This is a genomic window from Arachidicoccus ginsenosidivorans, from assembly GCF_007971385.1.
Classification (GTDB): domain Bacteria; phylum Bacteroidota; class Bacteroidia; order Chitinophagales; family Chitinophagaceae; genus Arachidicoccus; species Arachidicoccus ginsenosidivorans.
In genome coordinates this window covers 4,208,838-4,221,618 of the sequence record NZ_CP042434.1, presented here as the reverse complement: position 1 = coordinate 4,221,618, position 12,781 = coordinate 4,208,838, and the positions used below count along the sequence as shown (strand labels likewise).

Genomic DNA, 12,781 nt, shown 5'->3' with positions numbered 1-12,781 from the left:
TCCTTTAATACATTTTGACTAAATAAAAAATCAATCAATTCAAACATAGATTAAACAGGCCAAAATGTAGGTAATAAGCTATTTTAAGAGCATTAAATCATCAATATATAGTGTTTCATCCTCATCATTACTTTTCATAAAAAAGCCGACAGTGTTTAGAAAAGCACTTTTGTTGTCTCCCCATGCAGTACTGGTCGTATTCCATTTTAGTGTTGGAATGGCGATTTTAAAGAACTGCCATTTATTTGCTGCGACGGTTATATCGTTTAGTGCGTTTTGACCTAATCCAGCATCCCCCCAATTAATATATAAAGTTTGGGCAACATTTCCCCCTTTTATCCAAAAACTCAGATATTGCCAGTCTGTCGAATAAGCCAGACCTTCGCTGGCACTACCACTGCCTGTTCTAAATCCATCCACTTTCCAGCCGCCTCCAGCAAAAAACATATAAAAAGATTTAGTTCCTGATTTAAAGTATTCATTTGTTATACCTCCGGCGCCATCCCAGGACCAGCTTCCCCAGCCGTTTTGGGTATTGTCATTTGCAAAAATCTGATAGGCCCGGTCTGTATTATTAAATACGGTAGAAGAAACGGCCGTATCCTTTGTTCCATCAGTCTGTGTATAGGCAAAAACCATATTCCCCTGTGTAATCTTACTATCCGGGAATTTAACCACCATAACTGAGTCATTCACCGAAACGACACTTACCTCATCCATTAACCCTTTAGATGCAGCAGAAGAGCCGATCCCTCTTATAAACACTTTATTGGTGCTGGCAAGCCCCACGCCATATATCGTATCTATACTCCCGTTTTTGAAATTATAATTAGAAACGCCATCTGTCGCATTAATCGTTGGGGCAGGGGCTAAAACGGTAAAATGATAAGAAGCCTTTCCGTAAAGACTTGTCACGGTAACGCTATCCACGGCAAGAGGTTTGCGATAAGGCGTTTTACTTGGAATTTGTACAATAATGGTTTCGTCGGTGCCCATTGCCCGATTAAAATATGCCTGTGTACCGTTAAAATAGACGCCCGTTGCAGATCCCAAATTAGTCCCATGGATAACATAATAATTACCTAAATTTCCGTAGGATGTAGCAGAATCCAATGGTACAATCGTATTACCAATTGTCGTATCCGTATAAGAGGTCGCATTGCCAGCCGAATCATACGAAGTATGTTCAGTAATGGTCGTATCATTATAATTTACCTGATTAAAAGTATGAATAGAGGTAATCGTAGGAGCGCCCTTGCCGGGTGTATAATCCATATAATCATCCTTTTTATTACAGGAGAGAATAAAAACGCCCAGTAGCAGTGTATATATTCCTATTAAATATGCTTGTTTCATCTGTGTTTATTTTTTGGTTACCAAGTAAAATCGTAAGGTACAGGTGCCTCTAAAAGTTTTGGATCCGAGGTGGCTTCATTGGCCGGCACTAGGAAGTAAAACTCATTATCTGCCACTGTCAAATGGGAGGAATATAAGACCGATTTATCTGGATAGGTATTCTCATAGGTGCCTCTTTCCTGTTGAGCGATCAATGCTCTGCCTACAGGATGTGGGGCCGTCTGCATGCCATTTGAAGTAGTGGTTGCTTTAAAACCATCCACACGTCCCAGATCAAACCAATAATCCATTTCCAGCGCAAATTCGAGTCTTCGTTCACCCAGTAAATCCCTATAGGTGAAAGATTTAACCTGCCCTGCACCAGCACGTTTTCTAACCATATTATAATATTTAACCGCTGTCGCATCCGAGGTGGACGCTGAAGTATCAATCCCTTTACCAGCTGCAGGCTTTGCCTGCTGACCAAGAATTGCTTCTGCTTCGATCAATAATACGTCGGCATACCGCATTATGTAGGTATTATTACCACCAGCCTGAGCGGCAGTCCCATAAAGACTATTATCTGGGTCACTCGGTGCTCCGATCACGTATTTTTTGGGTTGCGCCTGCGTGCCTTGGGAACTGGCCGAAAGTGGCAATGTATAACCGCCGCTATTCGCATTGAGTTCTGCATAATGTTCGCCTGGCAACATGATGGTATAATGTCTTCTCACCGTATCACCACCTTCTTTCTCAAATGCACGTACCAGATCAATGGTCGGCGCTGCGGATCCATATCCATCACCGGTTTGGGTAATCGCATTGCTATAAGCCCATGAAGCTTGGATTGAGTTACCATAATCATATCCTCCATTTGAGATCCATTGCATGGCTAGGATAGATTCCTTGTTATTATTATTATTCCCTCTGAAAAGATCTCCAAAGTTATCCATTAAAGCAAATTCACCACTATTAATCACTTTTTCTGCTTCAATTCTTGCACTATCATAATTTTGCATATAAAGGTAGACTTTAGCCAGCATGGCAGAAGCAGAGCCACTGGAACCATGTCCAGTTGAAGCCACACCAGGCGTACAATTTGCCTCGGCAAATTTCAGGTCCCTTACGATAAATTTGTAGACATCCGGGATAGACCGGGTCGGAACACTGTCAAAATTATCCAGAAAATCAGATGTATTTTCAATGAGGGGAACATTGCCAAAAGTTCTTACGAGGTAAAAATAGGCAACACCCCGCATCAGATGTGCCTCTCCTAATGCATTACTCAATGCCGAAGGGGTCACTGCAGAAGTGTTAGCATTTGCAATATTATTGATCAGCGCATTACACTGTGCGACCACCGTAAATGGCGAATTCCATAAAGTCCTTTCTTCCGTATTTGCATTGGACACGGGTAAAGACCCAAACATAGAAATATCCGAAGACCAAGTACGCATATTGCCCCCGGTAATTTCTGTCATTGCCCAACCACACTTATTATTAAAGCCAAACCAAGGCGTACCGTAGAGTGGGGCTGTAGCGGCCATTAACTGCGCGTCTGTCTGATAATACGTACCTGTTGTAACAGAAGTACCTGGAACCCGATCAAAAAAGCGCTTGCTGCAACCTGTCAAAAGGGCACCTGACAACAAGGCAAATCCTAATATTTTATTTATTTTTCGTTTCATAACTGTTCAAATTAAGGGGGTTAAAATTGAGCATTGATACCAAAAGTGAAAACTCTTGGAGAGGGATACCTTCCTATATCAACATTCTGGAGTGTTGGATCCTGGTTATAAGATCCAATTTCCGGATCAAGTCCTGAATACCCAGTAATAACAAATAGATTCTGCCCACTTAAATATAGTTTGAGGTTTTTAAGCGCTAGTTTCTTGGCAAATTTATCAGGAAGATTATAACCAAGTCTTACATTCTGAATTCTAAGAAAAGATGCGCTCTCTAACCATCTGTCTGACATAACTACATTGGGATTCCCCAATCCACCGTAAGGAGCCGGAATATCGGTATTCGTATTTTCGGTGGTCCAATAATTAGCAGCAGAGGCCAGTTGGTTTTGATACATACTATTTAGACCCTGTAATTGTATGGCCAATGCATTAAGGATTTTACCGCCTTGGGAACCATATACAAATACGTTTAATTCCCAGTTTTTATAATCAAAAGTATTGGTCAATCCATAAGTAAAATCAGGATTGGGGCTGCCCAGCGCATATTTGGTATTTTGCGCGCCATCATTATTACCTTCATACATAATATCTCCATACCAGATGTGATTCGCATTCGTGCGGTCGCTGGTCACCGTCTGCGGTGTTCCAGTAACATTTTGTGGATGCTGGGCCAACCACTTGAGGTCATCTTCTGTCTGCACCAATCCTTTGACCTTATAACCATAAAATTCACCTACTGGTTGTCCAACGATGGTTCTGGTAATATCGGCCAGGGTGATATAAGCAAGCGACTTTGACTGTACAATGGCAGGAGCACCATTGAGCGACATCACCTTGTTTTTATAATGAGAAAAGGTTAAAGTCGTATTCCACTGAAATTTATCATGGGTAATATTGCGACTATTTATGGTAAATTCAAAGCCTGTATTACGGATATTACCTGCATTGACATAAGGGGAGGAAACTACCGAAGTCTGATCATCATAATCATTTGGACCACCAACTAAAAAGGCAGGAAGCGGTTGGTGGAATAAAAAATCTTTGGAGGTTTTTATATAAAAATCAGCACTTCCTGACAAGCGTTCATCTAAAAACCCAAAGTCTATCCCTAAGTTTGATTGTATGGCCGTTTCCCATTGTAATTTAAGATTGGGCACATTGGAAGCCACAAACCCGACCCCTTGCCAAGTCTGGACCGTATGTAAAGTTGCTCCATAAGCATATGCAGGAATGCTGGAATTACCCGTTGTTCCATAACTAAGCCTGAGTTTAAAATTATCCATAACGCCTTTCGCATTTTGGAAGAAGGGCTCATTGGATATTTTCCAGGAAGCTGCCACACCAGGGAAATAAGCTACGTTATACCCATCGGCAAAGTTGGAGGATTTATCTCTTCTGATATTTGCTGTTAAACTATATTTATTATCGTAGGAATAAATAGCACGGGCCAGAAAAGATTCCATCGTTGAAGTGGAGTTCGATTCTGTAGCTGGGTTTTGTTCTGTAGCCAAAGCAATGCTTTTCAGATCATTGCCTGCAACAAAGCCCGTTCCTGAAAAACCCAATTGATCATAATAGGAATACCAGGTTTCATGTCCGGCCATTGCATTTAAGCTGTGTTTACCCCATGTGTTGTTGTAGTTCAGAATTTCTTTCCAACTCCAATAGGTACTGTTACTGGTTCTTCTAGCCATGCTAGCCGTCTGATTAGACTGCCATTTACTGGGATCCGTCCCTGTTAACCCATAGCTATAGGTCGGATTGAATGTCAGATTATCAGACCAGTGAAAATCGCCATTTAGCTCAGAGCGCAATGAAAACCCTTTTAAAAATTTTATTTCCGCATACACACTTCCATTAATTTGATTTCTCACCAAGTTATTGGTTTTGGCAAGCGCCTGTTGAACCGGATTTAATCCGCCCAGCACAGTCCCGTCTGAAGAGACAGACGGACCTGCGAAGGTGCCATCCGCATTATAAACGGGTTGATCAGGTGGTGTAAGCAGCGCATAATAGATCACCCCAGTATTATCACCCATGCCGATATCTTGATTGCTACGCATCCCACCAAAGGTGCCGCCCATTTTTAACCAATCGGTTACCTGGGAATTGAGATTTGCCCTGAAAGTGTACCTTTTAAAATTAAATCCGGTTACCGTACCATCCTGGTCAAAATAACCACCAGATAGATAATAATCCGTTTTGTTGGCATTACCGGACACGGAGATATTATGACTGGTTTCCAGCGCTGTATTGAAAATCGCCTTTTGCCAATCTGTGCCTTTCCCTAAAGCAGCGGGATTGGCAAATTCAGAGCGGGGTTGCATGCCAAAGGCCCTAGCCAGATCACTTTCAAACCTGGCATATTGCTGCAGATCCATTACATCCAAAAGTTTACCCTGTTTTTGTGCTCCCACAAAACCATCATAAGAAACAACCGCTGAGCCTCTACCATGTTTTGTGGTAATAAATACAACCCCATTAGAACCGCGGCTACCATAAATGGCCGTAGCCGCTGCATCTTTCAAGATGTCAATAGATTCGATATCGTTTGGATTTAACATCGCTAGTGGGCTGACACCCGTTTCCTGCTGTGAACTACCAGGAGTCGTCTGCTGTTCCCCCCCTGAGAACCGGTCATTTCTACGCCGTCAATTACATATAAGGGCTCAGAACCATTAAAACTGGTTATCCCCCTGATATGAACAGAGGTGTTACTACCAGGTTGGCCCGAATTCTGGGTGATCGTCACACCGGCAGCCTTCCCCTGCATCATTTGGTCAATACTGGCATTTGGTAAGTTTTCAATATCCTTTGCACTGATGGATGAGGCGGCCGCATTAAGATCTCCTCTTTTCTGGGTACCATAACCAATCACTACAACATCATTTAATTTGGAGTCTGTGGAAACCATTTGAATATTCAAAGGTTTTCCGATTTCAAACGCTTTGACCACATTTGTTTTACCAGTGTAAACAAACTGTAGAAACTTAGTGCCTGGTGCCACTTCAATACTAAAATCACCATTTTTTTCGGTTAGGGCCTGGTGTTTACCACCCACTTCTGAGACCGAAACCAGCTCCAGGGGCTGGCCATTCTCATCTTTCACATTCCCTTTTACAATCCGAGTCTGGGCAAGTACAGTTCCGGTGATCAGGATGAATGAAAAGAACGCCAATAATTTGTAATACTTTTCCTTAATCATTGTTTGTAAGTTTTAACCAAAATTAGAAGATCGCCCTTTCAAATTGTAATACTTTTTTAACTATTCGTTGTCCATTCTTAACAATTTTTAGCAATTGCAATCGATAATCTAATTTTGACCAATCCAAACATATTAACAATTAAAAAAGACAAAAATTCACAATCAATTAATTATCCATAATTTAAAATAACTAAAACCTAAATTGTTAATATAATAAAGGGGGCTAGTATTTTTTAATAGGTTTTTGGTGTGAATCCCTGAAGCTTTAAGATCATTTTCGGTCCAGCCGCCTAAAGAACTGGCTGACTTCTTTAACATGGAGGTAACTATCAGGTGGTAAATCGCTTAAATTTATATAGTTGTGAGTGTGTTATAACTTTAGATTGAGAATTTATGTATGAAATATGATATTGGTGACTGCATGCTAGGCAAGTGGCTATTATTTATATTACTATATTGCCTAGTATAAATGGTGGCTGATTATATGTTATTGACGTAAGGAATTGACAGGTCTCGAATTGAATTTGTTGTAGATGCAAACCAATAACTCCTGGCAATACAAATTGACCCAGCACAGGAAGATTTGAATAAGTTATATGAAGCTAATTTAAAGGAGTACTGGCAATCCGCACTAGTTCGTCATGGACGTTTTGTTTGTGCTTTCTTTTTGTGTCTACAACAGACCTAATAGTGGCATAGTCCTTTGCCCCGTCCCCAGATTTAAATTGACCTGAGACCTTTATTTTTACTTTTACGTTCCTAATCGCACGTTCAGCTGCATTGTTCTCAGGAGGAATATTTTTATCTGGATACTTGAGAAACAAAAAGATTTTGTCTCGATGTTTATTAAGTCCTTTCCACATAGCAGGTATTTTGCCTGCCGCATTCCCCATTTTCTGATTAAGCAGTTTGGTTAAACGGTCTTCAATTTTTGTCACCTCAGTTGGGGAAGAGCCTTCCTTATAAAGCGCTAAGGCATCCTTTATTAATCGAGTGAGCTGCTTTGGCCAATTTACTTCTGGATGGGCTTCCATCATTGCCTTTAATTCACGAAGTAAATGTGAATTACAAATTTGGTGAGCCCACGCTGGTGTAGCCAGTTGCATAGATAAACAATCATGCACCAATACACTGTTTGGGAAACCAAATGGAAAGAATTCTTGTTGGGCAACCTGCCCCTCTGGATGGATGCGCACCAATAAAGGTAAACAAATCATTTTGATAAGTGTGCATCCACCATTTTGCACCATTTACCTTGTTTCCTGTTTCATCAGAATTTACGACCTCAGATAAATACAGGTTCTCTTTGATTTGCTCAATATTGTTTTTACAATTTTTAGCAAATCGCCCTAATATATTAGAAACCGTAGCAGAGCTCATATGGATTTTGTAGAGGTCTTCAATAAACCCAGCTACTCTTGCACAAGAAACATATTGACAAACGGATAAATTTGCAATTAGGGCACTGATTGCAGGCCCATAATTAACCATCCCTTTTACGCCCGACGGGAATGTTCCTTTGTTGCATTTACCACAGCTACATCTCTTAATCATGCTATGATGGTTTATTATGACCTTGGAAGGAACGCTAATGTCAATAACCTGATGCACTTCTCCCTGCTCAGCTTCAACCTCTTTTAGACTCCCTCCACAGGAAGAGCAAGTGTCTGGACTGTGGAATATTTCCTCATCCGGCTCATCGGTACAAAAGGCTAGCGTATGTCCTTTATGCCCTGGTTGGCCACCTGGCTTTTTGCCTGATTTAACCGGGTTTGTATAAATCGGTTGATGGTGGCCTTGAGCTATTGGAGCTATTCTTGGGAAGCTTAGCAATACGGAGTTTATCACGCAAATCAACAATAGCTTTGTTTTTTAAATTGCAATTCTTTTCAAGTCGAGCAACAGTCTTCTTTAGTTGGATAACCTCCTTTTTTAATTTGAGATTCTCTTTGGCTAACCCATTAGCGTCTTTCAGATCTGCCTTAGCAGACTTTTTGCCCATTTTGCTATTCACTGGGTAAATAAAATTAATAAAACTAAGGATATTGAAACTTTACGGGACCAACCAGGGAAAGGAAGAAAAACAAGATTGACACAAGCTCAGTTAACGAAAATTGGAAAAGTAGTAAAGAGGACACCAGGGAAAGTTGGCCTAAATGCTAAACAATGGAATGGAACATTACTTTCCAAATACATCACACAAAATTTGGGTGTTGATTTAAAAATTAGGCAATGTCAAAGGTTGCTAAAAAATTATGGCGTTGAAGGGCCGACTGGTCGTCCTGCCAATTAAGGAGCTGAATAGTTAGAAATAATTAATATATATATAAATACTTGATATTACGTGTATTAATCTTTGATTGATCCCCTGAATTATAAATAACTGCTTCGCTCAAGAAATAAATCTAAAAAAAAACTTTTTTATTCACGATTATTATTTATTTTTGTCTTGCCTATTGAAAAATATGGAACCTATTGCCAGTTACTGATTTTTTTTATTAACCCAATTACGTTTAAACAAACAGCTGATTTAAGCTTACAGTTAAGGCTTAATAGTCAGTATTGTGTAATTATTGTATTATAAATTTGGGATTGTTATTCAGCCGTAGTCATTAAATGAAGCAGTCAAAAACATATTTAAAAGCTTTTAAGTTCAGGATTTACCCAAAAGGTGACCAGGTTACCCATTTGGCTAACAATTTCGGCTGTTGCAGGTATGTTTTTAATAAGGTTCTGGAATTAAGGCAGAAGGCATTCAAAGAAGAAGGTAAGTCCTTATCCTATTTTGATACCACCAAAATCCTTCCTGTCCTGAAAAGACAGGAAGAGACCAAATGGTTGGGGAAAGCCATGTCTCAGCCACTACAGATGGCAGCCAAGAATGTAGATAGCGCTTTTAAGAATTTTTTTAGTAAAAAGGCAAAGTATCCCAAGTTCAAGTGTAAAAATTCCAGGCAATGTATCAAGATTCAACAGGGATTCCGGGTGGAGGAAGATTTATTATATATTCCAAAACTAAAAACGGGGATAAAAATCAACTTAAGCCGGGAAATTAAAGGCAAAATATTATATTTACATATCAGTAAATCAACCACTGGAAAATACTACGCCTCTTTTACCTGCGAAGTACCAAGAGAGCAGTACGACAAAACGGGTAATGCGGTTGGAGTGGATGTCGGGATTAAGGAATCCTGTATCCTATCCTCTGGTAAAAAATATGCAAACATCCATGCGCTTAAAAAGCTGGAGAATAAAGTAAAATATGAACAGAGACGATTATCTATAAAACAAAAGGGAAGCAACAGTAGCAGAAAACAGCGGCTAAAAATAGCCAGGCTACATGAACGCATCAGACAACTGAGGGAAACCTGTCTTCATAATATAAGTAGTGATATTATCAAGAACAACGATATAATCATTACAGAGGACTTGTCTGTTAAAAACCTTATGCAAAATCATTGCATAGCCAAAGCGTTATCAGACGCTTCCTTAGGTAAGCTATTAACGCAGCTGGAATACAAGTCTGAATGGTATGGCCGCACCTTTGCGAAGGTGGACCGATTTTTTCCATCCAGCAAAACCTGCTCAGCGTGTGGTGCTATAAAGCAAGACCTGAAACTTAGTGATAGAAACTGGACTTGTACTACCTGTCATCATCAGCATGATAGGGACGTCAATGCAGCGATCAATATCCTCAATGAAGGACTAAAGAAATTGTCTGGTTTGGTTACCAAGCCGGACATTAAACAAAAATGGGACGAGGCGTCTTCACTGGAAGAGTCTGAGAACCCCGATGCGTAGGTTAGGCAATTAGGCCTAGCTGAGTAGTAACACATGGAGCAAGTTTCGTCCTTATCAGAAATAGACCAGACGACCCAGGATAGGTGATGCTTATCTGCAAAGTTGATCCATTTATGCCACGCGGCATAATCCATTTTACCATTACCTGAGGCTTCCATACCAGCAGATTCTGATATAAACACCGGCAACCCTTGTAAAATAGCCTGTTCGCACCTGGTTCTTAATGCCTGCTTATGAGTAGCTGCATAAAAATGCAACGTGTACATTAAGTTTTGATAGCCTTTAATGGGATCCTTAGCCGGCAGGTTAATATCCTGATCCCAATGTGGGCAACCCACCAGGATGACATTCTTGGGGTCATACTGACGAATAACGCCAATTATTTTTTCTGCATAAGCCTTTACATCGGGCCAGCTTTCCTCATCTGGTTCGTTGAAAACTTCATAGATAATATTGGGATAGCCATGATACTTTTGGGCAATGTAGCTAAAGAACTGCCCCGCAGGGTCCAGGTTAATATTATGAGAATGCCAGTCTACGATAACATAGATGCCATTATCAATAGCTCCTTTTATCACTGCCTCAGCCGCCTTAAGGGCGGCTGCCGGATCATCGATATAGCCCCTTTAGGTCCTACACCGATAGCCGCCCGCACCACAGATACATGCCAGTCTTTTGCCAGCCAACCTACACTTTGAGGATTATAGAATCTGGGCCAGAAATTATGCCAGCCATAACTTACGCCGTGCAGTGCGACGACCTGTCCTGCGTGATTAACAAGACGCGATCCTTTGACCTGTAAAAACCCGTTACGGGCAACAGGGGTAAGCACTTGCTTAGGATTCGTTTTTGCGTTTTGATTTTGACCGAAAGTCAAAAGAGAAAATAAAGAGCATACGACAAGGCTTACAACCAGACACACAATGCGACTCGTTTTAATGCTACTAGTCATAATAATACTTTTCAATTTTCAAAATTAAGATACCGCATATGATCGCACCTTGTAGACCGGATAGGCGGGGAAGGCCTTACCGCTATATATAACTAAACTGCCAGTACATTTTTAAGGAATATATGGTTATAACGAAATAAAGAAGCTTGATCGTCATCAGCTTATTATTTATTTTTAAAAGAGTGCGCACCACGCATGATTTCAACAGGATAAAAGGTAAAAGCCAGTTGCTGCTGCTGTCCGTTAATTTTCAGTACCAAATAAAGCTTAAACAAATCTTGTCCAATCAGGTGCATGATCCAGTCATTTTTCTCAGACAATTCATCATCCTTTTCTGGATATAGATCCCGAATGGAAAGTGTTTTACCATTTATTTCAATCAGCAGTAAAGGAAGAATAAAATCCTGCAGGCTTTGGCCATTAGCGATCACTGAAGGCGCCTGCGCTCTGGGATTTGAATTGAGCGAAATCCCGCCGTGGATGACAGCAGAGCTGTCATTTAATTGCACCATACTGCTTTGGGTCCAGATAATTTCAACAGGTGCCCCAGAATGATTTTCCAGCGAAAAATTAATCCTATTATAATCAGGGACAAGTAGCAGTTTTACGCCGCGATTTTCCCAAAGGGCTTTTTTGCGGGAATCGGATTGCCGCATGGAAAATTTATATTGATAATAGTGACCATGGACGGCATCTATCATCTTTTGCGAAGTGATACAACCTTGCAAAACAAAAATCAATAAAAAGGTTATCACCGCAGTACCCCTTAATTTGCGAGGCAAATACTTAACTAATTGTATCTTGTTTCTATTTACCATTCATTATAAATAAAATTAACACCTTATAGAACGCCTCAAAACTAACGTTTTCTGACCAGTATCCAACTGTTTGCAACAGGCCGCAGCATTTTTCCTGAAGGACTGTTGCGTACTTTATATTGATCGGTGCCCGGTTGTTTTACAATCATAGTCGTTGAACCGCCGCCATCCAGATTGACGGCATTTTCAGCACCTAGAAAACGCATTAATATACCCAGATCGGTTAATGATATCCCATTGCTGAACTCAGGTTGTCTACCATCGACGGTTACCAAATAGACCGTTTGCTTGCCTGAAAGGCCAAAAGCAGTTCTTGGGTGGTGTACCTTACTTAGACTACTGCTATCCTGCGCAAGTAACTTTCCATCTTTTAATAGTAAGGGTCTTGCCCCCAGCGCCTCTGTCAATTTTGAAGCCTTTTTTATAAAAAGTAAAGAATCCCCCATGATTATACGCCCCGATTTTAAAACACCGACAAATGCCACCATTTGTCTACCCGTCCCCTTGATGACTGTCCGATCCTTTACAACGGGCCCTAATGGCGTTCCGTTCTTCATATTAAAAAAGTCAGCATTTACACCGGCTAAAACCTCTCTGTCAGGGCTGCTTTCGGCCTGCATTTCTTCTGGTACTACCTGGCGACTGAACTGGTCTTTATTATTTGGAGTGGCTGCTTCCAGTAATAGCCTGTTTTTTTTAAGTCTGGCTTTAATTACTTGTACGACGACCTTTTTACCTCCACTATCCAGATAGCGAATCTCCCGTTCTTGTATACGGGGCGTGATTTGCCAGCTACTATCGAGTAAAAGTTTGGTTCCTGGAAAGCTAGTCTGCCGCTTTTGGCCATATACCATCACTGTACCCGCAAACATGGTGATCAAAAATAGGATTCGTTTCATCTGCTTATACTTAAATTTCAATAATTGTGTGAAAATAAAACAATTCTCGAGGTTTTAGGGTTATACTTCTGTTATCCTGCAAA

10 protein-coding genes and 1 pseudogene are annotated in these 12,781 nt (G+C 40.6%); 1 reads left to right on the top strand and 10 read right to left on the bottom strand.

The window, feature by feature from the left end; translation table 11 throughout:
• Positions 1-78 precede the first annotated feature (78 nt).
• From FSB73_RS16845 to FSB73_RS26855, 6 genes are all read right to left on the bottom strand, one after another.
• Positions 79-1,356: a hypothetical protein gene (locus FSB73_RS16845; protein ID WP_146784813.1), complete on the bottom strand. Its 1,278-nt coding sequence runs from the start codon at positions 1,354-1,356 to the stop codon at positions 79-81.
• 17 nt (positions 1,357-1,373) lie between these two features.
• Positions 1,374-3,023: a RagB/SusD family nutrient uptake outer membrane protein gene (locus FSB73_RS16840; protein ID WP_146784810.1), complete on the bottom strand. Its 1,650-nt coding sequence runs from the start codon at positions 3,021-3,023 to the stop codon at positions 1,374-1,376.
• Between the two features lie 20 nt (positions 3,024-3,043).
• Positions 3,044-5,587, bottom strand: coding sequence for a SusC/RagA family TonB-linked outer membrane protein (locus tag FSB73_RS16835; protein WP_146784807.1), 2,544 nt, complete (start codon positions 5,585-5,587; stop codon positions 3,044-3,046).
• A 2-nt stretch (positions 5,588-5,589) separates the two neighbouring features.
• A complete protein-coding gene (locus tag FSB73_RS26865) occupies positions 5,590-6,228 on the bottom strand; it encodes a TonB-dependent receptor plug domain-containing protein (protein WP_146784805.1) in 639 nt (212 codons plus the stop codon).
• A gap of 602 nt (positions 6,229-6,830) precedes the next feature.
• A complete protein-coding gene (locus FSB73_RS26860) occupies positions 6,831-7,334 on the bottom strand; it encodes an IS66 family transposase (protein WP_262712656.1) in 504 nt (167 codons plus the stop codon).
• Between the two features lie 10 nt (positions 7,335-7,344).
• Positions 7,345-8,076: an IS66 family transposase gene (locus FSB73_RS26855; RefSeq protein WP_158639586.1), complete on the bottom strand. Its 732-nt coding sequence runs from the start codon at positions 8,074-8,076 to the stop codon at positions 7,345-7,347.
• A 768-nt stretch (positions 8,077-8,844) separates the two neighbouring features.
• Between FSB73_RS26855 and FSB73_RS16815 the strand changes: the two are divergent.
• Positions 8,845-9,867: pseudogene (locus FSB73_RS16815) on the top strand (RNA-guided endonuclease TnpB family protein); the annotation flags it as partial.
• Positions 9,868-9,884: 17 nt separating this feature from the next.
• Here FSB73_RS16815 and FSB73_RS25340 read toward each other — a convergent pair.
• The 4 genes from FSB73_RS25340 to FSB73_RS16795 all read right to left on the bottom strand — a co-directional run bounded on the left by FSB73_RS25340 (position 9,885) and on the right by FSB73_RS16795 (position 12,698).
• Positions 9,885-10,607, bottom strand: coding sequence for a glycoside hydrolase family 5 protein (locus tag FSB73_RS25340; protein ID WP_158639585.1), 723 nt, complete (start codon positions 10,605-10,607; stop codon positions 9,885-9,887).
• Positions 10,604-10,981 carry a hypothetical protein gene (locus FSB73_RS16805; RefSeq protein WP_146784790.1) on the bottom strand — a complete coding sequence of 126 codons (378 nt, stop codon included), beginning with the start codon at positions 10,979-10,981 and terminating at the stop codon, positions 10,604-10,606. The genes FSB73_RS25340 and FSB73_RS16805 overlap by 4 nt, the downstream gene beginning before the upstream one ends.
• A gap of 164 nt (positions 10,982-11,145) precedes the next feature.
• A complete protein-coding gene (locus tag FSB73_RS16800; RefSeq protein ID WP_146784787.1) occupies positions 11,146-11,682 on the bottom strand; it encodes a hypothetical protein in 537 nt (178 codons plus the stop codon).
• 158 nt (positions 11,683-11,840) lie between these two features.
• Positions 11,841-12,698, bottom strand: coding sequence for a phosphodiester glycosidase family protein (locus FSB73_RS16795; RefSeq protein WP_146784784.1), 858 nt, complete (start codon positions 12,696-12,698; stop codon positions 11,841-11,843).
• Positions 12,699-12,781: the final 83 nt, after the last annotated feature.